23 protein-coding genes and 2 pseudogenes are annotated in these 22,092 nt (G+C 68.2%); 17 read left to right on the top strand and 8 right to left on the bottom strand.

Annotated elements, in window-relative coordinates; all coding sequences use genetic code 11:
* The first annotated feature begins 69 nt into the window (after positions 1-69).
* Positions 70-948 carry a universal stress protein gene (locus tag AB0I98_RS42085; RefSeq protein ID WP_362951184.1) on the top strand — a complete coding sequence of 293 codons (879 nt, stop codon included), beginning with the start codon at positions 70-72 and terminating at the stop codon, positions 946-948.
* Here the strand turns inward: AB0I98_RS42085 and AB0I98_RS42080 are convergent.
* Positions 930-1,220, bottom strand: coding sequence for a hypothetical protein (locus AB0I98_RS42080; RefSeq protein ID WP_362951183.1), 291 nt, complete (start codon positions 1,218-1,220; stop codon positions 930-932). The genes AB0I98_RS42085 and AB0I98_RS42080 overlap by 19 nt on opposite strands.
* A 914-nt stretch (positions 1,221-2,134) precedes the next feature.
* Here AB0I98_RS42080 and AB0I98_RS42075 point away from each other — a divergent pair.
* The gene (locus AB0I98_RS42075) at positions 2,135-2,620 is read left to right on the top strand and encodes a GNAT family N-acetyltransferase (protein ID WP_362951182.1); all 486 of its coding nucleotides are present in this window, start codon (positions 2,135-2,137) and stop codon (positions 2,618-2,620) included.
* Positions 2,621-2,799: 179 nt separating this feature from the next.
* Positions 2,800-3,285, top strand: a complete 486-nt coding sequence (locus AB0I98_RS42070) for a hypothetical protein (protein WP_362951181.1) — start codon at positions 2,800-2,802, stop codon at positions 3,283-3,285.
* On the opposite strand, the pseudogene AB0I98_RS42065 reads toward AB0I98_RS42070, so the two are convergent.
* Positions 3,278-4,479, bottom strand: a pseudogene (locus AB0I98_RS42065) (IS110 family transposase). The gene AB0I98_RS42070 and the pseudogene AB0I98_RS42065 sit on opposite strands and share 8 nt — an antisense overlap.
* Before the next feature lie 758 nt (positions 4,480-5,237).
* On the opposite strand from AB0I98_RS42065, the gene AB0I98_RS42060 reads away from it, so the two are divergent.
* From AB0I98_RS42060 to AB0I98_RS42040, 5 genes are all read left to right on the top strand, one after another.
* A complete protein-coding gene (locus tag AB0I98_RS42060; protein WP_362951179.1) occupies positions 5,238-5,447 on the top strand; it encodes a hypothetical protein in 210 nt (69 codons plus the stop codon).
* A gap of 664 nt (positions 5,448-6,111) precedes the next feature.
* Positions 6,112-6,789 (top strand): HNH endonuclease family protein, encoded by a 678-nt coding sequence (locus AB0I98_RS42055; protein WP_362951178.1) that lies wholly within the window; start codon positions 6,112-6,114, stop codon positions 6,787-6,789.
* 276 nt (positions 6,790-7,065) lie between these two features.
* Positions 7,066-8,499 (top strand): family 2B encapsulin nanocompartment shell protein, encoded by a 1,434-nt coding sequence (locus tag AB0I98_RS42050; RefSeq protein WP_362951176.1) that lies wholly within the window; start codon positions 7,066-7,068, stop codon positions 8,497-8,499.
* Positions 8,500-8,504: 5 nt separating this feature from the next.
* Entirely contained in the window at positions 8,505-9,800 is a 1,296-nt protein-coding gene (locus AB0I98_RS42045; protein ID WP_362951175.1) for a family 2 encapsulin nanocompartment cargo protein terpene cyclase, read from the top strand.
* Positions 9,801-9,854: 54 nt separating this feature from the next.
* On the top strand, positions 9,855-10,730 hold the full coding sequence (locus AB0I98_RS42040) for a geranyl diphosphate 2-C-methyltransferase (RefSeq protein WP_362951173.1): 876 nt from the start codon (positions 9,855-9,857) through the stop codon (positions 10,728-10,730).
* 280 nt (positions 10,731-11,010) lie between these two features.
* Here the strand turns inward: AB0I98_RS42040 and AB0I98_RS42035 are convergent, their stop codons facing one another.
* Positions 11,011-11,202, bottom strand: a complete 192-nt coding sequence (locus tag AB0I98_RS42035) for a hypothetical protein (RefSeq protein ID WP_362951171.1) — start codon at positions 11,200-11,202, stop codon at positions 11,011-11,013.
* Between the two features lie 57 nt (positions 11,203-11,259).
* Between AB0I98_RS42035 and AB0I98_RS42030 the strand changes: the two genes are divergently transcribed.
* Entirely contained in the window at positions 11,260-11,385 is a 126-nt protein-coding gene (locus AB0I98_RS42030) for a hypothetical protein (protein ID WP_362951169.1), read from the top strand.
* 451 nt (positions 11,386-11,836) lie between these two features.
* On the opposite strand, the gene AB0I98_RS42025 is transcribed toward AB0I98_RS42030, so the two are convergent.
* On the bottom strand, positions 11,837-12,139 hold the full coding sequence (locus AB0I98_RS42025) for a DUF427 domain-containing protein (RefSeq protein ID WP_362951167.1): 303 nt from the start codon (positions 12,137-12,139) through the stop codon (positions 11,837-11,839).
* Positions 12,140-12,170: 31 nt separating this feature from the next.
* Complete coding sequence (locus AB0I98_RS42020; RefSeq protein ID WP_362951165.1) at positions 12,171-12,623, bottom strand: heavy metal-responsive transcriptional regulator; 453 nt, start codon at positions 12,621-12,623, stop codon at positions 12,171-12,173.
* A gap of 75 nt (positions 12,624-12,698) precedes the next feature.
* Between AB0I98_RS42020 and AB0I98_RS42015 the strand changes: the two genes are divergently transcribed.
* Positions 12,699-13,058 carry a thioredoxin family protein gene (locus AB0I98_RS42015; protein ID WP_362951163.1) on the top strand — a complete coding sequence of 120 codons (360 nt, stop codon included), beginning with the start codon at positions 12,699-12,701 and terminating at the stop codon, positions 13,056-13,058.
* A 454-nt stretch (positions 13,059-13,512) separates the two neighbouring features.
* On the opposite strand, the gene AB0I98_RS42010 is transcribed toward AB0I98_RS42015, so the two are convergent.
* Entirely contained in the window at positions 13,513-14,247 is a 735-nt protein-coding gene (locus AB0I98_RS42010; RefSeq protein ID WP_362951226.1) for a serine hydrolase domain-containing protein, read from the bottom strand.
* Positions 14,248-14,403: 156 nt separating this feature from the next.
* On the opposite strand from AB0I98_RS42010, the gene AB0I98_RS42005 reads away from it, so the two are divergent.
* From AB0I98_RS42005 to AB0I98_RS41985, 5 genes are all read left to right on the top strand, one after another.
* The gene (locus AB0I98_RS42005) at positions 14,404-15,099 is read left to right on the top strand and encodes an ester cyclase (protein WP_362951161.1); all 696 of its coding nucleotides are present in this window, start codon (positions 14,404-14,406) and stop codon (positions 15,097-15,099) included.
* A 284-nt stretch (positions 15,100-15,383) separates the two neighbouring features.
* Complete coding sequence (locus AB0I98_RS42000) at positions 15,384-15,893, top strand: S1C family serine protease (RefSeq protein WP_362951159.1); 510 nt, start codon at positions 15,384-15,386, stop codon at positions 15,891-15,893.
* A gap of 630 nt (positions 15,894-16,523) precedes the next feature.
* Entirely contained in the window at positions 16,524-16,934 is a 411-nt protein-coding gene (locus AB0I98_RS41995; protein ID WP_362951157.1) for a MerR family transcriptional regulator, read from the top strand.
* A gap of 175 nt (positions 16,935-17,109) precedes the next feature.
* On the top strand, positions 17,110-17,859 hold the full coding sequence (locus tag AB0I98_RS41990) for a carboxymuconolactone decarboxylase family protein (RefSeq protein WP_362951155.1): 750 nt from the start codon (positions 17,110-17,112) through the stop codon (positions 17,857-17,859).
* Positions 17,860-18,417: 558 nt separating this feature from the next.
* On the top strand, positions 18,418-18,810 hold the full coding sequence (locus AB0I98_RS41985; RefSeq protein ID WP_362951153.1) for a hypothetical protein: 393 nt from the start codon (positions 18,418-18,420) through the stop codon (positions 18,808-18,810).
* Between the two features lie 70 nt (positions 18,811-18,880).
* Here AB0I98_RS41985 and AB0I98_RS41980 read toward each other — a convergent pair whose 3' ends face one another.
* Complete coding sequence (locus AB0I98_RS41980) at positions 18,881-19,339, bottom strand: tyrosine-type recombinase/integrase (RefSeq protein WP_362951224.1); 459 nt, start codon at positions 19,337-19,339, stop codon at positions 18,881-18,883.
* 651 nt (positions 19,340-19,990) lie between these two features.
* Between AB0I98_RS41980 and AB0I98_RS41975 the strand changes: the two are divergent.
* Positions 19,991-20,380: pseudogene (locus AB0I98_RS41975) on the top strand (hypothetical protein); the annotation flags it as partial.
* Here the strand turns inward: AB0I98_RS41975 and AB0I98_RS41970 are convergent.
* Complete coding sequence (locus AB0I98_RS41970; RefSeq protein ID WP_362951227.1) at positions 20,330-20,461, bottom strand: hypothetical protein; 132 nt, start codon at positions 20,459-20,461, stop codon at positions 20,330-20,332. The pseudogene AB0I98_RS41975 and the gene AB0I98_RS41970 overlap by 51 nt on opposite strands.
* A 416-nt stretch (positions 20,462-20,877) precedes the next feature.
* On the opposite strand from AB0I98_RS41970, the gene AB0I98_RS41965 reads away from it, so the two are divergent.
* The gene (locus tag AB0I98_RS41965) at positions 20,878-21,918 is read left to right on the top strand and encodes a methyltransferase (RefSeq protein ID WP_362951151.1); all 1,041 of its coding nucleotides are present in this window, start codon (positions 20,878-20,880) and stop codon (positions 21,916-21,918) included.
* Positions 21,919-22,092 lie beyond the last annotated feature (174 nt).

Here is a 22,092-nt window from a genome sequence, read left to right as displayed (position 1 = left end):
GCGTCGACGGTTCGGAGGCCGGCCCTCTGGGCGACCGACTGGGCCACGGACGAGGCGGCCCTGCACGGCTTGCCGCTGCGTATCGTGCACGCCTGCCTGTGGGAACGCTACGAGGGCCCCGTCTTCGCGCAGTCCGCGGAGTTTCCCGTCGAGCACGCCCTCGCGCAGGACATCGTCGACCGCGCCGCCGAACGGGCTCGGCAGCGCAACCCGGACGTGGAGATCACGGTCGACATCGTTCCCGACGACGCCGAGGCGGCGCTGCTGCGCGAGGCGCACCTCGCCGCCGCCGTCGTCACCGGGTGCCGGCGCAGGGGACCGATCAGGGGCGCGCTGCTGGGATCGGTCAGCCGTTCCCTGGCGACGCATGCCTCCAGCCCCGTTGTCATCGTCCGGGGCACCCCGCACAACCGGCATGGAGCCAATGGCCGCATCGTGGTCGGCGTGGGTGACGCCGCGACCAGCACCGCGGCGATAACGTTCGCGTTCCGCGAGGCCGAAGCACGGCACTGCACGCTGGACGCCATACACGCCTGGCGCCGCCCCACCCACAAACCCCTGGCACATCCGCTCCTCGCCGGGGATCCCGCCCACCACTCCGAGGAACAGGCAACAGCCCTGCTCGACGACGCCCTGCGCACCCCGGAGCACGAACACCCTGACGTACCCGTGCACCGCATCCCCGCCGAGGGCCCGGCCCGGCACGTCCTGCTCACGCACTCGGCCACGGCCGACCTGCTCGTCCTCGGCGCCCCTCGACACCACGGGCCCCTCGCATTGCCCCTGGGCCGCGTGGCGCACGCCGCGCTCCATCACGCCGATTGCCCGGTCGCGGTGGTGCCGCAACGTGCAGCCGCATCCGGAGCAGCCCAGGCCACGACGGACAGCGCCCACGCCGTCGACACAGCAGACCGGGGAGGTGGTCGACCTCAAGGTGAGTTCAGGTAGTCGGCGACGGTCTGGTTCGGGTCGACGTTGAACCCGCCGGCCTCACCTTCCAGGAATGTCCGCAGGGCGGCCTCGGCGGTGTCGTGGCTGGTGAAGCCGCCGCGTCGGACGGTGGTGCGGTGGTGTGGGGCGGGGATGTCGACGGTGAAGGTCCACGTCCCGTGGTGACCGTCGGTGAGCAGGCGTGGGCAGTGCGCTCCGAGCTGGCGGCGGTGGGCGTCGCAGCAGCCGCGCCTGCGGTAGACGCGGCCGCGGCCGGCGGTGGTACGCATGGGGATCGCCTCCAAGAGGCGGAGGAAGGCCGACACCTCCATTCTCGTGCGACCACGCGCGACCACCACGCCCGCCATGCCTGCCGCGACCAGCGCGTTTCCCTTGGCCGTGCGCCAAGGGCGGCGGCTCGGGAACGCTGGGCCGCCATCGGGTACCCAGCAGGTTCTTGGTCTGCTTGCAGTACACGATCTCAGCTGCTTCTGACCTGCATAACGGGGGGATTCGCCTGACGCGATGCCGAGTTGGTCCGCTCTTGGTCCAGATCTTGGTATGTGGTGCTTCCCGCGGTACTACATGGCACAGATTTAAGTGCCGTCCATGGGCGTCCGGGCAGTCCAAAACGGGCGCGTAATGCCAGGTCAGAGGCGCCCGGTCCGGGGGAGTCGATGCAGTTGGTGATAGGCTTGTGAGAGCGGCACTCGATGAGAAGCCCCGCGGGGGCGGCCTGGCAGGGCTTCCGAACAGGTGGGTTACAACGCCGGCGCGGGCGCCGTTGCACTCGGTTGTCCTCATGGGAGCCACCCGGAGCAAGGACACAGCGACGGCACGCGTTATACGGCCGATGCGCAACACGCGATCCAGGGACTTGGTGCGATCAACCAGGACACATCCGCTTGCTGGCGCAAAATCCAGCGTCTCCTGATGCGGCTCACGAGGCCAGCCTGAAGTCGTCCTGCACAGGCTGGCCCTCGCTGCGGCAGGCCCAGGGGAAGCAGCGGTTGACCACCCCGTTCTCCGGCTCCTCCGCAGCGGTGTTCGGGCGTCCCAGTTGCTGTCGGCGGGCGGTCGATGCGGCGGAAGTGACTTGGTCGATCGGGGCCTGTGCAGGCGGTTCCCGGGAGCGGTGCAGGAATCCTGCCCGCGCAGCCGACCCGCCGCACGGCGGCACGCCCCGGTGCGAAATACTCTCCCGATGAGTTCACGCACTTCCCCGATCAGCCAGCCGATCATACGGAGGGCCGTTGCGCGGGATGCCAAACGGCTCACGCGGCTCGTGCGTGGCTCAGGCGCCTACGCGGGTAAGTACGCAGCCGCAGTCGCGGGCTACCGGGTCGGGCCTGATTACATCGAGGCCCACCGGGCCTTTGTGGCCGTCGGCGCCGATGAGCATGGAGGCCGGGTCCTCGGGTTCTACTCGCTCGTCCTCGCTCCGCCGGAGCTCGACCTGCTGTTCGTCGCCGACGAAGCGCAAGGACGGGGTATCGGACGGCTGCTCGTCGCGCACATGCGGTCCGAGGCCCGTGCCGCTGGGCTCGACCGTGTCAAGGTCGTGTCGCATCTTCCCGCCGAGGACTTCTACCACCGTGCAGGCGCAGTGCGGATCGGGACCGCGCTCGCGAACCCGCCCGCCGTGCCGTGGGACCGTCCCGAATTCGAGTTTCGCGTGTCTTCGGAATGACTCAGTTTGCCGGTTTGCAGGGCACCCGGCTTCGCATGCAGGTGGTCGGCATGCAGAGCCGCTGGACGCCGGGCGTTCCGTGTGTGCCGTCGCCTCTGCCCTGGCCGGGGGGTGCCCCTATGTCCTTGGTCAAGGGAAACGGGGGTGCGTTGGGTCGGCGACCCGGGCAGCATGGCGGGGTGAGCGACCTGCTGTGGGATGACGTGAAGTGCTTCTTCGACCTGGACTTGATGGGGTCGTTGCCGGACGTGCGTGTCCCGAATGCCTCGGTGGAGGACTGGCAGGCGGTCCTCGACCTTGTCGCGGAGAGGGGCTGGAAGTGCCAGTACTCCGAGGGAGAGACGGTGCTTCCGGTGCCCCGGGCGGAGGCCGTGCTGTCCCGTCCGGCGGATGCCGAGTGCCCGGACCTGCGGGTCTGGCCGACCGCCGATGTGTTGGCGATCTTCCGTTTCCACGCCGACGACGAAGTCGACTTCGACGTCGACCTGCGGGAGTTGCAGGGCCAGGACCGACTTGATGTGCTCTGCGGCTTCCTTCGGGAGATCGGGCGGCGGTTGGGCAAGCCGGTACTCATGGACCCGGAGGGCGAGTACGGCCACGCGGTGCTCGGCTTCGACGTCGAGGCTGATCGAGTCGTTCTCCTTGCAGACCCGCAGGTCAGGTGACTGGCGCTGACGGCCGCAGTTCGTAGAAGGTGCCGTCGCGGAGCATGGCGAAGAGGACGTCGGCTCGGCGTCTGGCGAGGCAGAGCAGGGCCTGGGTGTGGTGCTTGCCCTGGGCGATCTTCTTGTCGTAGTAGGCCCGGGAGGCCGGGTCGCCGAGCGCCGCGAACGCCGAGAGGAAGAAGGCCCGCTTGAGCTGCTTGTTCCCTCTCCGGGAAGGCTGTTCGCCGCGGATCGATGAGCTCGAGCTCCGGGTCGCCGGGGCGAGACCCGCGTGGGCGGCCAGGTGGCCGGCGGTCGGGAAGGTGCTGCCGTCGCCGACCTCGATCAGGACGCGTGCTCCGGTCCTGACGCCGGCTCCCGGCATCGACGTCAGGACCTTGGAAAGAGGGTGTGCCGCCAGCAGTTCCTCGATCCGCCCGGCCAGCAGTATCCGCTGGTCGAGCACCGCCGTCAGCGAAGCGGCGAGGCTCGGGACGATCAGCGAGGCCGCCTCGGTGCCGGGAACGGTCACGGTCTGCTCGTCGAGGGCAGCGAAGATCTCGTCGACCAGTCGCTCGGCCATTCTGGGGGCCTTCGGCCGTAACAGCGTGACCAGCCGGCGCCTGCCCGCCTTGCGGATCTGGGCGGGTGAACCGAAGCGTTCCAGCAGGGCAAGGACAGCCTGATGCTGCAGCCGCGGCCCGAGCACACGTTCCAGCGAGGGGTGGATCTGGGTCAGCAGGCCGTGCAGCCGGTTCGCGACCCTGGTGGCTTCGCCGGCCAGGTCGTCATCGAACCCGACGATCATCTCCAGCTCGGCGATCGTCTCGTCCTCCCCGTCGAGCGCCCGCAGCGTGTGGGGCATCGCGCGGGCCGCATCCGCGATGATGAAAGCGTCCCCCGCGTCCGTCTTCGCCTCACCCGGGTAGAGGTAGGCGACCGCCGCATCGTCAGCCCCGGCAGGTAGGCGACCGGACAGCCCATGTCCCGCGCGACCGCCAGCGGCAAGGCTCCGATCGAAGCTGGCTGATCGACCACGACCAGCACCGTCCCGTGCTTGGCCTGGAGTTTCGCGAACAGTTCGCGGAGCTTGGGTTCGGTGTTGGGCAGGCGCTTGTCGAACGCTTTCTTCCCGGCCGGGGTGACGGCGGTGGCATGGTGTTCGCCCTTGCCGACGTCCAGGCCGAGGAAGATGTCGATGTCGCCGGTGTCGATCACGTGCAGGCCCCTCCATCACGCTTTCGTCCGGCCTTGCCAGGGCATCGAGCTGCCACATCCACGTTACGGAGAGCTCCTCCGGCCCGGGTTGGAGCCGGTGCTCAAGCCCCTTATCACCGGGTCCGTCGATGCCTTCGGACCCGGTGACACCACCCTCCCGGATCATCAACAACAGGAGGGGGAAGTCATGCCGGACCCGAAGGTCGGAGGCCCCATTGCGGAGCCACGAAAAAGGTAACGGGGGGAACGCCTGCGCCAGCGTGCAAGTCGTGACGGCAGCGTGCGAGGGTGAGTACCCGGCGTGCAGACCGACTCCGTCTGTCTCTGCTGTGTGTTCTGACCAGGTCGTCACGGCTTCGGTGAATCTGCACCTCGCATGCGCAACCGCGGCGCAGCACACGATGGATCTGCACAAGCGCCTGCCGCGTGATGCTCTGTTGGTGCGGAGTGTCCCGTTCGAGGACGTGGTGGCAATACCGGGCGGGGTGCCGGTGTCGCGTGCTATGTGGAGAGGCTGCCCCCAAGCCGTGTGCGCGCCTGCACGGATGCGTCACCTGTTCGTTCAACTTCCCGGGTGCGTGTGTCGGTTGGTTGGATGCCCGACGCGCTCCGTGCTTTGATCCATTGCGCTGCGGGGCCTGCACGAAAGTCTCCGGAAACGGGGGCCGCACGCACCTCCGCGGCAGAGGCCCGCGTATCTGTCCCCAGCGGGGCCGCCCCCCTTGTGGATCATCCATACGAAGGGAAGTTTCCTCATGAACTCCGCTCCCCAGGTTGAGACCGTCGAGATCTCCGACGCCGACCTCGACAACGTCTCCGGCGGCCTGAACCCGCACGCCGGCCTCGTCGTCGGCCCCACGGCGGTCAGCGACGCCGATGTCCTGGCCCAGCTCGGCGCCGTCAAGAACGAGGTCCTGGGCTCCGCCGGCCAGTACAACCACGTCAGCTTCCACGCCTCCCTCTGATCCACAGCCGTAACTCCCGCCGGTGAGCCCTCTCCAACCTGATGGTGTGGTTGGTTGTTGGCGGATTCAGGCTGTATGAAAAGGCAAAGCTCCTGGCAGTAACGGGTTCTTGACCAAGGTCGCCTGTCTCTGCCAGGAGCTTCGCGTGCTTGTCGACCCGTGGTCGATCTGTCGAGGCAGCCCGTGCTGCGTGAGGCGTACTCCGCATCGGACTGCACGAGAACGCGACGCGGACGACAGGGGTATCAGCTCAGGTGCTGGCGAGTTCCAGCTGGAGCTGGTCGCTATGGCGGTCGGGATCCTGCCGCTCCTCCTGCTGCTGTTCCACCGCCGCTGGCCGGAGGCCGTCTACGTCGGGATCGGTCTCTGGGCCCTGGGGGCCTCGTACTGGCACCTGTCCATCCCACGCACGAGCTTGCTCTGGTGGCCGCTGTGGACCGGCCTGGAGCCTGCGGCGCGGGTGGGTGAAGGAGGCGTATGTCAGCGCGGCGGCTCCGCTGACGGTGGTGCTCGCGGTGGCGTTCACATCGGGCCATTGGACCGGCTGACCCCCCATCGGGTGGCCGATGGCAGCACATCTGTCCGGTGAACTCACGCACCCATCTGGCTCATTCGTTCGAGTCAAATCCCTCGAACGAGGTGCGAGCAGTCAATTGTCCGATATGTGATCAATAACATCAGGCGAGCCGCGATCGCGGCCGCACTCGTCCTCGCGTCCTTCGCGACACCCACTCCGGCCCAAGCGCAGGATCGTTCCGTCGAGATCTACACGCTCCCTATGGCGACCTCGGTCCACCTCCTCCCGCCCGCCGCGGAGGTGCGGGACGGCTATCAGCGCACGAGCTTCAAGCACTGGAACGCTGGCCAGAACCCCACCGACGGCTGCAACACCCGAGCGGAGGTGCTGCTCGCCGAGGCGGTCGACCGGCCTCAGATCCTCCCCGGCTGCAAACTCTCGGGCGGGCGCTGGTGGTCGTACTACGACTCCAAGTGGCTCACCTCGGCGTCCGCCCTGGACGTCGACCACATGGTGCCGCTCGCCGAGGCCTGGGACTCCGGAGCGTCCCAGTGGACCGCCGAGCGGCGTGAGGCGTACGCCAACGACCTGGCCGTCCACCCCTCCCTGGTCGCCGTCTCGGCGGCCTCGAACCGCAGCAAGTCCGACCAGGACCCGGCCGAGTGGCTGCCGTCGACCGTCGAGGTCACGTGCCGGTACGCCTCGGAGTGGATCGCGACCAAACTCCGCTGGGGCCTGACCGCCGACGCCGCCGAACTCGAAGCACTCACCCAACTCGCTGAAGCGTGCCCCGGCACGACCGTGACCTACGAACCCGCGCCGTAGGGCCGCGGCCCCCGCCCCGCCCTGCCCAGTCAACGTGCAGGGCGGGCGCGCTGCGTTGACGCGGCGGCGTCACCATCGGCCTGACGGGCACTCCTCCTGGTCAGGGGGTTCATTCCGGGTGGGGGCGTGAAGGGGTGCGTCCGGCGGGATCCGGGCCCCACGCGCCGTTCCGTTTCGTCACTGAAAGTAATTGATTGCTGCTAATTGTTTACGGAACGTGACGTCGAGTGTGTGTCGTCACGTCGACCACTCATGCGCACAGGAAAGAGGTACGTGATGCCGCTCGAGACCGCGACAGCGCAGGCGTCAGGGGCCGAGGCGACGCAGCAACAGGAGCAGCAGAGCCTCAGCACCGCGGCAGCGCGCAATCTGGCCACGACCACCAAGTCCGAACCTCAGATGCAGGGGATCAGCTCGCGTTGGCTGACCCGTATGTTGCCGTGGTTGAACGTGCCGGGCGCGACCTACCGGGTCAACCGCCGGCTGTCGTACACCCTGGGCGACGGACGGGTGTCCTTCGTCAAGACCGGCGCGAAGGTCCAGGTCGTACCGGCCGAGCTTGGTGAACTGCCGTCGCTGCGCGGCTTCACCGACGACGACGCGCTCGGCGCGCTGGCCGACAAGTTCGTGCAGAAGGAGTTCGAGCCGGGCCAGGTCGTCGTGCAGGCCGGCCGGAAGGCCGATCACGTGTACCTGGTCGCGCACGGCAAGGTGGAGAAGATCGTCGAGGGCCCCTACGGCGACGAGCAGGTCGTCGGGCTGCTGGCCGACGGGGACACCTTCGGCGGGCAGGTGCTGGCCGAGGCCGGCAGCAAGAAGTGGGAGTTCACGGCGCGTACGGTGACCCCCACGACGGTCCTCGCGCTGCCGCTGACGGCGTATAAGGCGATCGCCGAGCGGCACGACGGGCTGCGCGCGCATGTGCGGATGATCAGCTCCAACGGCCACCAGAAGATGAACAGGTCCGGCGAGGCGGAGATCGCGCTGAGCTCGGGCCACACCGGCGAGGCCGCTCTGACGCAGACGTTTGCCGACTACGAACTCGCCCCGCGCGAGTACGAGTTGAGCGTGGCGCAGACGGTGCTGCGGGTGCACAGCCGGGTCGCCGATCTCTACAACGAGCCGATGAACCAGACGCAGCAGCAGTTGCGGCTGACCATCGAGGCGCTGCGCGAGCGGCAGGAGTACGAGCTGGTCAACAACAAGGAGTTCGGCATGCTGCACAACGCCGACTTCGACCAGCGCATCTCCACCTTCTCCGGCCCGCCGACCCCGGACGACCTGGACGAGCTGCTGAGCATGCGGCGCAAGACCCGCTGTTTCCTCGCCCACCCCAAGGCGATCGCCGCGTTCGGACGCGAGTGCAACAAGCGGGGCATCTACTTCGGCGGCGTGGAGCTGCACGGCAACCATCTGCCCGCCTGGCGCGGGGTGCCGCTGCTGCCGTGCGGCAAGATCCCGATCAGCAAGCAGGGCACGTCGTCGATCATCGCGATGCGCACCGGCGAGGACGACCAGGGTGTGATCGGCCTGTACCAGACGGGAATCCCGGACGAGGTCGAGCCGGGCCTGAACGTGCGTTTCATGGGCATCGACGAGAAGGCGATCATCTCGTACCTGGTCAGCAACTACTACTCGGCGGCGGTGCTGGTGCCGGACGCGCTCGGTGTCCTGGAGAACGTCCAGGTGACCCGCACGAACGGGAACTGACAGCCGTGTCGTTGATCTCCCGGGCCTTCGCGCCCGCGGCGGACCACGACGTGGCGGGGCTGGTACGGGCCCTGCTCTCGGCGCAGCCATCGGCGCCGCCCCGGTTGCCGGCCGCACCGGTGGCGGCGCGCGTCCCCCGGCTGCCGTCCGCTCCCACGGGACTGGGTACGTCAGCGGCCCGGATTCCCCTGCGCCCGCTCCCGCCCGCCGCGCCGGACGTCGTACGGCCGCCCGCTCCCGTACTGCCCACCGGCCCGACCGGCCTCGGCACGGCGGCCGCCCGGCCACAGCCGCCTGCTCCCCGTCAGGAACCGGCGCGGCCCTCGGCATCGTCCGACCTGGACCGCAGGCTGCACTGCCCGCCCGCCGTACGGGACGACCCCGCGCTCGGCGAGACCGTCAACGAGCGGCTGGTCGAGTGGGCCGAGGAGGTCGGGATCTATCCCGGCAAGCTCGACATGGTCCGCAAGGCCGGCTTCGGCCGCCTCATGATGCTCGCCCACCCCGAGACGGACGACCCCGACCGGCTGCTGGCGGCGGCCAAGTGCGGGCTGTCCGAGTGGTCGGTCGACGACCACTACATGGACGGCGAGGTGGAGGAGGCACGCCCCGAGCTGCTCGGGCAGCGTCTCGCGATCGCCCACTCGGTGATCGACCAGGCCCACCTCCCGCGGGCGTACGCGCCCCAGCTGGAGGAGGTCGTAGGCGCCGACCCCGTCATGCGGGCCCTGCGCTCCGGCCTGGACAACCTCGCCCGGTTCGCCACCACCACGCAGGTGCGCCGGCTCCGCCACGAGCTCGGCATCATGTTCGTCGCCTACAACCAGGAAGGCGTCTGGCAGAACACCGGACAGACACCGCCCGTCTGGGAGTTCCTGATGCACCGGCACGAGAACAGCTTCATCCCGTGCATGGTGCTCGTCGACGCGATCGCCGGATACGAGGTGCCGCAGGGCGAGTTCGCCGACCCGCGGGTCCGCCGTGCGTTCACTTTGGCGGGCTCGGCGACGGTGATCGTCAACGACCTGTACTCCATGGGCAAGGAGGACCCGACGGACTTCAGCCTGCCCCGGCTGATCGCCGCCGAGGACGGCTGCTCCTTGGAGGAGGCCGTCGACCGCACCGTCGACATCCACAACGAGCTCATGCAGACCTTCGAGGCTGAGGCCGCCGCCCTCAGTCTGACCGGCTCCCCCGAGCTGCGCCGGTTCTTCGCGAGTACCTGGGCCTGGGTCGGCGGCAGCCGCGAATGGCACGCGACCAGCGGCCGCTACCACGGCGAGGACGCGAACGCCGCCTGAGCCCACGCCCGTTCCCCCACAAGCAAGCAGCACAAGCAAGAAGGTTCCTCACCCATGCCTCGTATCTCGACACAGATGGAGGACATCGCCATGGGCGACGTCCTGCGCACCGACTACCAGAAGTCCGTGGCCGCCTACTGGAACGCAGAGAAGGACCCGGTCAACATCCGGCTGGGCGAGGTCGACGGCCTCTACCACCACCACTACGGCCTCGGCGACTACGACCCGTCCGTGCTGGAGGGAGATCCCGAGACCCGCGAGCAGCGCGTCATCGAGGAGATGCACCGCCTGGAGACCGCCCAGGCCGAGGTGCTCCTCGACCACCTCGGCGACATCGCCCCCGATGACCGCCTGTTGGACGCCGGCTCCGGCCGCGGCGGCACCAGCTTCATGGCGAACGCCCGCTTCGGCTGCCACGTGGACGGCGTGAGCATCTCCGAACAGCAGGTCGCCTTCGCGAGCGAGCAGGCCGCGAAGCGGGGCGTGGCCGACAAGGTCCGCTTCCACTTCCGGAACATGCTCGACACCCGCCTGGAGACAGGCTCGAGGCGCGCGATCTGGACCAACGAGACGACGATGTACGTCGATCTCCTCGAGCTGTTCGCCGAGTTCTCCCGCCTGCTGGAACCCGGCGGCCGCTACGTCTGCATCACCGGCTGCTCCAACGACGTCACCGGCATGCGCTCCAAGGCCGTCAGCAGGATCGACGAGCACTACACCTGCAACATCCACCCCCGCAGCGAGTACTTCAAGGCGCTCGCGGCCAACAACCTCGTCCCCATCCAGGTCGTCGACCTGACCCCCGACACGATCCCGTACTGGGAACTGCGCGCGAAGTCCTCGGTGGCCACCGGCGTCGAGGACCCCTTCCTCACCGCCTACAAGGAGGGCAGCTTCCACTACCTCCTGATCGCCGCCGACCGCATCTGATCCGTCGGCGTTCGGCCCGGGCACGCTGGGCGGAGCCCGGGCCGAAGGCCGTTCAGATGGAGGCCCAGGTGTCCGAGTTCGGAACCGACAGTCGGTGGCCACAGGCACCTCTGCACGTGTGCCACATGGCGGTGAACGGCTCGTCCGCATAGTGCACGCGGCGCCCGCCGTCCTTGGCCCATTGGCGCCTGGAGTGGGGTTGGAGGTTGAGTGGGCCGAACTGCCAGGACACGGGATAAGTACTGGCCCTACTGCTGTCCAGAGGGTGGCAACAGGGCGCTCAGTCCCGGAGGTAGGGCCGGTGCCAGTGGCGTTCACTGAGGACCTTGGTCCACTCGGCGGCGAGCCGCTCCCGCCTGTCGTCAGGAAGCTCGTCCAGGGTGGGGCGGAGTCCCTCGATGATCTCTGCTATCTCCTGCGGGTCGCGCCGGACGGGCAGACCGAGGTGGTGGGCGATCGTGCGAAGGGTCATGGTCAGTCATCTCAATCCAAATATTTCGCGGACTGTGCTCCCCTCCCACCTGCGTTCATGCAGGGCGAGCACAGTGCTCACACATCCATACTGCGCGACTACGCCGACCAGGGGTTGCTCCGCCTCGCCCGCGGCCGCATCACCGTCGTCGAAAGCGCCCGGCTCAAGGACGCCGCGGGCTGACGTCACCGCGCTGTGAGCCCGCCGGCACGCTCCCGCGTGGCCGTCGGCTTTACAGTCACTGCCGATCCCGACGTTCAGGAGTCCGCCTTGCGCGCCGGTAGTCGTCCATATGCGCTGCGGAGAGCATCACCCCGCCAACAGGGCGTCCTTACCGCCCATGGAGCCGAAATGAAGACCGAACTGGTCCCCCCAACCGGCGGCTGACGTGACGTCCGACGTACCGGACGACGTGCATGAGGAGATCATCGCCTCGATCGGCGACCGGGCGGCGGCCTACAGGGCCGCCGTACGGTGAGTGCCCGCAATGTCTATGGTCTGTGGCCTGAGCGGTCCGACGCGTCGGACCACGCCCAGGTCGACCGATAGCGTCCCGCTCACCAGCCCGGAGTATCCGCGGCCATGTCCGACGCGGTCACCGTCCAGGCTGCCGTCCGGACCACACGGCGGCTGCTCATGACGTACCCTCCGGGGCGCCCTCGACCGTCACGCCCTGCCAGAACGCGACGTGGTTCTTGATCCGGCGGGCGAGCGGGCTCGGGTGCGGGTAGTACCAGGCCGCGTTCCGGTTGGTCCGACCGTCGACCGTGACGGTGTAGTAGCGGGCGAGTCCCTTCCAGAAGCACAGTGACCGGCTGCGGGTCTCGGTGAAGTACTCGCGGTGCAGCGCCTCGGGCGGGAAGTAGTGATTGCCCTCGACGATCACGGTGCGCGGGGCTTCCGCGATCACCTTGCCGTTCCATACCGCGCGCAACATGGCTGGGCTCCTCGTCATGCGGGCCGGTTCCTCATCTCTGGCACGTTACGCACGGCTGAGGGCGCTGTTCGGTAGAGCGCTCACTGTTCGTCCCGATCAGGATGCGGCAGATGTCGACGTCCGTGCACTCGGCCGGGTCGGTTGCGGCCGCCCGTTCGGCGAGTGCGCGCAACGCGGTGCGGGTCTTGCGCAGTTCGGCCAGGCGCCGGTCGATGTCGGCGAGGTGCCGGTCGATGAGCGCCGTGACGTGTGCGCAGGGGGAGGATCCGTCGTCGCGCAGCGCCAGGACGGCGCGGATCTCGACGAGGATGAGCCTGGCGCCCTGGGCGTCGCGGATGAACGCCAGCCGCTGTGCGGTCCGCTCTGGGTAGTCGCGGTAGCCGCCCGGGGTACGGGGTGGCTCCGACAGCAGCCCGGCCTGTTCGTAGAAGCGGATGGTCTTCGTGGTCAGCCCGCTGGTGGCGGCGAGGTCGCCGATGCGCATGCCCTCAGGCTGGCCCTTGACCTTCCAGTGCGCTGGAAGGTTTACGGTCGCTTTGAGGAGCCAGGAGGTGTTGCGATGAACGTGAGGGACGACGGAGTACGGCTCACTGTGCTGGCGGTTCCGGACTGCCCGAACGCGCCGGTCGTGCGTGAGCGGATCACGGCCGTTCTCGACGGTCGCGCCGTGGCGGTGGAGTTCGTCGAGGTGTCCGAAGAGGCCACGGCCGCACGGTGGCGCATGGCGGGCTCGCCGACCCTTCTCCTGGACGGCGTCGATCCGATCGCCGTCCCGGACACCGGCCCCAGCCTGTCGTGCCGCCTCCACCGCCACGCCGACGGCACCACGGACGGCGCACCCAGCGTGGAAGACCTGCGCCGGATGCTGGCGGCGTCCGGCCCGGCCGGGACAACCGGAGAGGAGCGTGATGAGCGCTGAGAGGTGGACAGCGGCATACCTTCACTCAGGTGGTTCGTGTTTCAACAGCATCCCCGCTCGGAGGCCGTCATAGACGCCTGGTACTCATCGGCCGCCTCCTCGACGCAGCACCCTTCCTCACCGCGGCGCTCGGCCGCCTGACCCGGACCGAGGTGAGGGGCAGAGTACGCCGCCTGGCGCCCCCCGCACATGGGCGCGAGCGTGTCCCCCAGCGGTGAAAGGCTGAATAGGACGTCTTGGGCGGGACGGGGGGGGGGTGCGTAGCTCTTGCCGAGGTTCCGCCGCGGTCTCCCGGCGAGAGGGTTGGGAGAGCGATCTGGTTGATCCGTCGGTTGAGACGACCGTCGTCGGCCGCTGTCTGGTCGCGAGGGTCAGCGGCGAGATGGATTACGTGACCGCGCCGACGTGGGCTGCCTCCTCTCCGGTGAGCCGGCCGGCTGGGCGGCTCCAGGCATCACGCACCGACATGCCCGGAGTCTGCCCGGATGCCAGTCGGCCGCGGCGCGTTCGGCCTGGGCCCTCGTGTGGGCCAGGCGGTAGGACTCCGTGCAACGGCTCCCACCCTGGGGCGAAATCCGGCACCGGAACCCTCCGGAGTTCTGGAGGACTCACCGGCTGTCGTCGGGTGAGCATTCGGCGCAGCAGGTCCGGGGGCAGCAGGCGTCCTTGCAGCAGGGCCCGGTAGAAGCGGGTGAGCTCGGCCGGGGTCGTGACGAGGGCGCCCGACGCGCCGGACGCGGAGGGCTGAACGCCGTGACGTCGAACCGGGTGGGGTCCAGCACGTTCGGCAGGAGGGACGGGCCGTGTGGCCGTGTGCGTGGGCTCCGTCGATGGTGGTCGACGCCAGCGGGTAGGTGGTATCGCGCAGGCCGAGGGGGGCGAGGATGCGGCGTTCGAGGTTGGTGCGCAGGTCGCGGTCGATGATCCGCTCGACGATCAGGTCGAGCAGCAGGTAGTTGGTGTTGCAGTGGCAGAACCGGGTGCCGAGGGCCGGGGAGTACCGGGCGGCGAGGCCGATGCCCAGCAGCTGGTCGCGGGGCCGGCACTGGTCGATGGCGCGGAAGTGGGGCACCAGCCCGTCGAGGTAGTCGTACAGCCCGCTGGTGTGGTTGAGCAGGTGGCGTACGGTGATCGGCACGCCGGAGAGCGCGTTTCCTGCACGGACCTGCTCGGGCAGCAGGCTCTGCACGGTGTCGTCGAGGCGCAACCGGTGCTCGGCGACGAGTTGAAGGACGACCCTGCGGGCATGCGGGCTGTGGCGAAGAGAGGCAAGGGCAAAGAGTCGGGTATAGCCTGAATTTTGCCGATTGATTGATGTGCGTCACTCATCACGTGGGAGAGGCTCATGACCTTCGTCCAGCTCATCGACTGCAAGACCAGCAATGTCGATCAACTCAACCGGCTGATGGACAACTGGGTCGAGGCGACCCAGGGCAAGCGGACCGCCACGCACTCCATCGTCGGGCGGGACCGCGCGGACTCCGCCCATGTCGTCGAGATCGTGGAGTTCCCGTCGTACGAGGAGGCGATGAGGAACTCCAACCTCCCCGAGACCAACCGCATCTTCGAGGAACTCGTCGCCGCCTGCGAGGAGACGCCCACCTTCACGGACCTCGACGTCGTACGGGACGAGCAGCTCAACAAGCTCGTCGTCCGCCGCTTCTTCGACGAGGTCATCAACGCCAAGAACCTCGACCTCGCCGACGAGCTGTGCACCGGCAACTACCGGGAGCACGACCCCGCCCTCTCCTCCTACGACGTGGACCTCGCCCAGGCCAAGCGGGAGAACGGCGAGATCCTGGACGCCTTCAATCCCCGGCTCACCGTGGAGAGCATGATTGCCGAGGGTGACCTGGTGACGTGCCGGATCACGTTCCAGGGTCGGCACGCCGGTACCTACCAGGGGCTGGAGCCCACGAACCGGGACGTGGCCGGAACCGGGCACGCCACATTCCGCTGCCAGGGCGGAAAGATCGCCGAGAGCTGGTGGAACTGGGACGACCTCGGCCTGCTGCGGCAACTGGGCGCCCTGGAAGCCTGACCCGTCCCAGGCTCTGGTTGCGTGAGGCAGGCACGCCGGTGATCAGGGTCCGCGGCCGCACATCGCGCCAGATGTCCGTCGCCGCCGGCGGCGGCGACGGAAAAGTCGCCGCTGGCGCCTTGGGCTGCTGCAAGGCAGGCCAGCAGCCATGCCTGACCTACCGGCATAACCAGGCCGTAATCGCCCTCGCCCACCGCAGAGTCAACGTCCTCTAGGCCCTGATCCGCGACCGGCGGCGCCTCTACCAACCCAGCCCACCCTCAATTGAGCTGGATAAAGACAGCGTGGTCGCGTTGGAGGGGCCGGGCGGCACCGGTTCGGCGTTCCGCGTCGCCTTGCCCGGCATCCTGGTGACCAGCGCCCAACTGGTCGCGAACGCGCGCGAGGTCACCGTCGTACTGCCGGACGGCAGTCGGCTGACGGCGCGAGTGCTCGGCCGGGAACGCGGTGTCGACATCGCCACGTTGCGCGTCGCGGACGACTCCGGGCTGCCGCCGCTGCACTCCGGTTCCGGGCTGTCCGAGGCGCGCACCGGGGACCGGGCGCTTGCCATCGGCGCTTCCGGCGCGGTGACCGTCGGCTCGATCCGCACGCTGGGTAACCCAGTGGCGGTGGACGGCGGCGGCGAACTGGAGGCGATCCGCATCGACGCGGAAGTGCCCACAGCCAGCGCGGGCGGGCCCTTGGTCAACGAGGACGGCGACGTGCTCGGCGTGCTCACCACGGCGACCGGTGCAAGCGATGGCGTCGGCGTCGCCCGCAACGCCGCACTGGGGATCGTGCGCGGCAACTGACGCGGCAGCTACTCCACAGATGCGCCTGTGCAGGTCTTCTGCTGCAAGGCGCCTTTCGGGAGCCTACGCCCCGTGCACCTCGGTCGGCGCGGCTGAGATCTCCCTGTACTCGAGCCTCTTCGCGGGCAGGACGGGCACGTGTGAGGCTGCGCATCCGTTGCGGGAGTACATAGATCCTTCACTCAACTCTGCGTGGTCCTGCAAGCAGTACTGAGCGAGTCGTGAGAATCGAACTCGGGCTCTCAGCTCGGGAATCGATGCTGCTGATATGCGCTTCGGGATGGGTGCTTCAAGCCTGGCGACGCACGGCCGTTGACCGCAGGTGGCCGCGCTGAGGCGCACGCGGTGGGCACGAGCGGCGGTGAAGCCGGCGTACCGGCACGCCAAGCAGATCGTGCTCACCCCGCAGGGTCACCATCGCCGCGCCGACGCGCTGAAGCGCCTGAATGCCGACTCCTCGCTGGGCACCCTCACCGCCACCCGGCGGGCGTCCTGTGCGGCCTGCTGCACGCCCTCGTCAACGAGACCTGACAGGTGCCGACCTACCCCGAGCGTGCCCCGCCGACCAACCAATGCTTTCTCAGCCCTGTCCCTTGCGTTGAAGCGCGCTTCAACTCCTACGGTCGTGGTGTGGCGACCGAACGGATCGACAAGACTCTGACCATTGCCGAGACGTCCGAGCTGACCGGGTTGAGCCGCTCCACGCTCCGTTACTACGAACGCATCGGGCTGATCGACGGCGTCCGGCGTGGGCCCGACGGGCGACGCCGTTACCGGGCATCGGATCTGGCCTGGATGCAGTTTCTGCTGCGGCTGCGGACAACCGGTATGCCCATCCAGGGGATGGTCGAGTTCGCGGAGTTGCGCCGGGGCGGGGACGCCACCGTGCGGGAGCGGCTGGAACTGTTGCGGCGGCACCAGGCACACGTCAGGAGACAGTACGAGGCCGTCATACGCAGCCTCGATGCCATCGACAACAAGATCGTGCACTACGAGCGACTGGTGGAGGAACGGGATGGGGAAAGCGGACGAGAGGCGTGAGGGCCATGCGGGACAGCGGGACGAAGTGGAAGGCAGTGGCAGGCGCGCCCTGTTGCGGTACGGAGTCTTAGGAGGGGCCGGTGCGGTGGCGACCTCGCTGGCAGGGACGGGCGTAGCGGTGGCCGACAGCGCGGACCGTGGGCAATCCAGGCGGTACGCACGGGGCGTTGCCCGCATGAAGGAGATCGCTGGGAAGGATGCCCTCGCCACGGTCGAGGCGCTGGACGACATTGCCCCGGATCTCGGACGCTTTGTGGTCGAGTTCGGCTACGGGGATGTACACGCACGGCCCGGACTCGACGTGCGCCAGCGGCAGTTGGTCACCATCGGCGCACTGACCGCCGCCGGGGACACCGCCCCGCAGTTGCGGTTCCACATCGGCGCGGCCCTGCATGTCGGACTGGACGCGGCGCAGGTGGTGGAGGCGCTGATCCACCTGGTGCCTTTCGCGGGGCTCCCGCGCGTGCTCAACGCGGTGGCCGTCGCGCGCACCGTGTTCGAGGAGCGTGGGGTGCGGGTCGAGCCGATCCGGGTGGAGCCCGGCGGGGACCGCTATGCGCGGGGCGAGGACAAACTCCGTGAGGTCGACGGCGAGCACGGCATCGAGGTGGTCGAGTCGCTCAACGACGTGGCACCGGATCTCGGCCGGTACATCGTCGAGTTCTCCTTCGGGGACATCTACGCACGACCGGGGCTGGACATGCGGCAGCGGCAACTCGTCACGCTGGGCGGACTGATCGCCTTCGGCGACACCGCACCCCAGCAGAAGGTGCACCTCAACGCCGCGCTCAGGGTGGGACTCTCGCCGAGGCAGGTGATCGAGACGGTCATCCAGGCCGTCCCCTACGCGGGGTTTCCCCGGGTCCTCAATGCCGTCGGCGTCGTGCGCGAGGTCTTCGAGGAGCACGGGATCCGCGCCACCTGACTGCCAGGAGGCGAACTGATTGCCCCGGTCCCTCGTCCATCGTCTTCGCTCGTGGAATCCGGCAGAGACCGTCGCGATACCGCCACCGACGATGGTGCTGGCCAAGGTCATCCATTCCATCGCCACACCGTAGAAGGTTCGCGATCCACGGCTCCTCACGTTCACGGCGCGGGAGCCGGGCCCTGGACCTTCGGGACAACCCTTAGTAACTCCTTAGTAGTCGTTGACCTGCAATTTTAGTGGTGATCTAGGTTTGTGGTAGAGGTGCGCAGGCCATTCAACTGCGCTGCGTGTAAGCGGATTTATGCGTTTCCAAGAAGATGGTTTGGATGGGTATGAATCGTTTCGCTCAATGGAGCTGAAGATGGTCTGTGTTCCGCCCGTGAATGTGCTCAGGCCTGAAGAAGTTGCCAGCGGGTTGTCCAAAACGGCCCCGAACTCCGGCCTCTTGGGTGACAACGAGCCGCATGGAGGAGTGAGGATGACATCACAACACCGTCCGGACTGGGTCTTGGCGCCCGCTGGCGTCGTGTCGGGAGCCGATGTCCTCATCGACTCGTGTCCGTCTGGCCGGTTGCCCAACAAAGCCACCCGGAGGTGCGGATGATCGAGGGCCGGCTGCTGGTCGCCGTCGTCGTGATTGCTGCCACCGACACCCGGGCAGGCCGTCGCGTGTTGTTGTTCGGCCTGCCGTGCCGCATCGGTGAGGCGTCTGCCGTGGGGCCGGCCCCGGCCATGATGCCGTCATCGGAGGGTCTGTTGGCCGGACCGAGCGAAGTGGCGGGGGCGGTATCCCGATTCGATCAAACCGTCGAGGCGCATGCCGCCGAGCCTGGCTTCTGTCGTCATGCGGCTGCGGACAAGACACCTACCGGGCCGGGGTCCGACCACCGACTGATCCCCGTGAGAGTTCGTTGCGGTATCCCTCGACGAGCGGAAGGCGGTGTGTGAGGCGACGAGGCGGTCCGGCGGAGGCGTGAGTTCACAGACCCCTTTACTCGGCCGAGTACGCTGCTGGGGGTCAAGGGGTCGCAGGTTCAAATCCTGTCGTCCCGACCAGCTTTGATGCAGGTCGGAAGCCGTTCTCCCGTTTACGGGAGGGCGGCTTTTCGTGTGTCTGGAGGGCTGGTGGTCGCGGTGTGGTCGCAGGCCGAATCTGGGGACGGCTCGCGGGGGAGCGGAGCCGTTGGATGTGGTCGCGTGGTGATCGCGGCCGATCCGGCCGGGCCTGCCGGTCGGCTCTCTGTTTGGCCTGTATGAGGGTGCGCTCGATGGTGTCGACGGCTTCGCGGGCGGCATGCCGGGTGAGGTGGCTGTAGATGTTGGCCGTGGTCGACAGGGTGGAGGGGCGCAGAGTCTTGGAGACCACGGTGAGGGGGACGCCGGCGGTGATGGTGAGGGTGGCGGCCAGGTGCCGCAGATCGTGAACGGTCACTCGGGGAACACCCGCTTCGTCGGAGAGTTGCCGGAGTCTGTCCAGAACGGCGCTGGGCCGCAGTGGCCGGCCGTCGGGTCGGCAGAAGACCAGTCCTCTGAAGGGGGGTGCCCGGGTTGCTGTGGGCGCGGGCGCGGTGCCGGAGGGCGGCGGCGACTCCGGGGGATATGGCGACCCAGTTCTTGCATTTTCAGGTCCAGGTCGCTGGCCTGCGTGGTCAGCAGCTGGTCCCGGTGTCCATTGCGCTATGTCGTGCGCGTCTTGGAATGCTCGCGTGGAAAGGCGGCTCCACTTGGGACCAGGTCAGATACCCTCTGACCTGGTCTTTTGAGTTGAGCTCCTGATGATTGGTCAGCTTGCGAGGTTGACGGTGGAGGAGGGGAGCGCAAGGGGAGCGCATCGGGTTTTGGCTGTCCACCCCTGTGACCTGGCCTTTTATGGTGGGCAGCGACTCGGAAGGCTGCGGTCTTGTGGCGGTCGGCGTGTCGGTGGCTGGGATTGTGGTCAAGGCGGAGCAAGCCCGTGGCCCATGCACCGGGTCCGGACCCGTGACGAGCGCGTGCGTTCTTGGCGGTGGGGCACCTGCGACGGGTGATCTGTGAAGATCGGGAGCGCACGTGCGGGGGCGAGGCGCAGCCCGAGCCGGGGTGGGCACGGCCGCGGCGAGCCGGCGCCGGCCCCGAGAGGACACACCCGCACCTCAGCGAGCCGACGGCCGAGAATGTTGTTGACCACGCGCGTCGACGTAATGGCCCTTGAAGCGCGCGCCACGGCCGCGGACCCCGCTCGCGCCACCGGCCTGCTCCGCTTCCCCGTCTACCGCGACACCATGGATGAGGTCATCGGCGCGGTCCACATCCGCGGCGTCCTCACCCTGCAGCCGGACACGCGCGCGGGCCCCGTTCATCGAACTGGCCACCGGGCTCCGGCTGGTCCGGGACAGTCTGACCGCCGACCGGCTCCTTGAGGCGGCTGCGGGCCATCAACATCATGGCTGTGGTCATCGAGGAGCGCGGCGGCACGGCGGGCGTGGCGTTAGTGGAGCACATCGTCGAGGAGGTGGTCGACGAAGGGCGTGACGGACACGGAACCCGTCGAGGCGCCTGCCCTGCTGTCCGGGGGCCGGATGGGCCGGCGCTCCGCGATGCCGGCCCACAGCCCGCTCACTCCGGCGACGTGTCTGCACACACTGATCGGCGAGATAGTCCCCCTGGTCGCCCTCAAACCTGTCGTGTGCGGTATCAATGCCTTCGCCAACGCTCCGCTGCGGCCGCTCAGGTGGAACCGAAGGACGAGGTTGAGGCGGTCGTTACCGACGCCCGGCGGAAAGCCTGGTCGGTTCCCTCGCCAGCCGAACTGCAGGACCACATCGACGCGCTGAGAACCGGCAGACTGCTCAGCCTCGATCTCCCACACCCGCCCCGACAGACCCCCGGAAGTGAGCGAATCCTTCACGAGCGCCCCGACCAATGGACGGAATCTACAAGTTGTCCGGCCCTCGCTGGAGCTGAGACGGCATCAGTCGCCACGCTGATCGAGCCAGAACTCTCTGGCTGTCTGCGATCGAACGGGAGTGATTGAGCATGGCCTCCGACATTGCCGCCAACAACGATCTGAGTCTGGATGCTGCGAAGGGACGCATGCTCGAGTTTCAGAATGGCCTGCGGTTGGCGCATCTGTTGTACGCAGTGGCCGAGTTGGGCGTGGCCGATCAACTCGCCGAAGGTCCGCTGCCGGTTGACGAGATCGCCAAGCGCGTTGACGCGCATCCGGGTGCCCTGTACCGCGCGATGCGCGCCATCGCCAGCCGGGGGGTGTTCACCGAGGTCGCTCCGAACACCTTCGCGCTCAACACCATGGCCGAGACGTTGCGCTCGGACATACCGGGTTCGCTGCGGGATCATTTCCGGTACGAGGGACAGTCGGCATTGCAACAGGCGTACGCAGCGCTCGGGCACAGCATCCGGACTGGAGAGTGTGCTTTCGAGCACGTGCACGGTACCGACCTGTTCTCGTATCTGACCGCTCGTCCCGAGCTGGGACAGATCTTCAACAACGCGATGGGGGAGATCGTCAGCCACCTTCAGAGTGCCGCAGTCGAGGCCTACGACCTGTCCGGGGTACGGCGGATCGTGGATATCGGTGGCGGTCATGGGTACTTGGTGGCGCGGATACTTCAGCGCTACCCGGAAATGCGCGGCGTGGTGTTCGACCTGCCCGAGGTTGTGCCAGGAGCCACCGAGGTGCTCACCGAAGCCGGTGTCATCGACCGCAGCGAGACAGCCAGCGGTGACTACCTGACCTCTGTGCCCGCCGGCGCCGACGCCTACGTGATCTCCCATGTGATACACCAGCTGAGCGATGCAGAAGCGATCACGGTTCTGAAGAACATCCGCGCGGTCATGGATCCCGGTGGCCGGGTCGTCATCCTCGATCCGGTGATTCCGGAGGGCGACGTCCCGCATCCCGGGAAGTTCCTGGACATCGTGATGATGGCACTCACTCCGGGACGGGAACGGACGGAGGCCGAGTTCGCCGGTCTGTTTCAGGCGGCTGGGCTGCGCCACGCGGAAACGGTTGCGCTTTCGGCACCCTCAAGCGTCATCGTCGCCATAGCCGATTGAGGCAAGGGGAGTGAGCGAAACTCTCGAGAGGGATTTCCGGGACGGACTCTACGGGGAGTAGCCGGAGGCTGACCACCGGGTAGGCCTGGGATATTGAGGCTTCGGCGGCGCGCCTGGCCAAACCGTTCTGGCGGTGCGGCCCCACCAGCACCGCCGGAGGGGCCGCACCCCCCC

Source organism: Streptomyces sp. NPDC050211 (assembly GCF_040656035.1).
Taxonomy (GTDB): Bacteria; Actinomycetota; Actinomycetes; order Streptomycetales; family Streptomycetaceae; genus Streptomyces.
The sequence above is the reverse complement of the archived record's forward strand: the minus strand, read 5'-3'. Positions and strand labels throughout refer to the sequence as shown.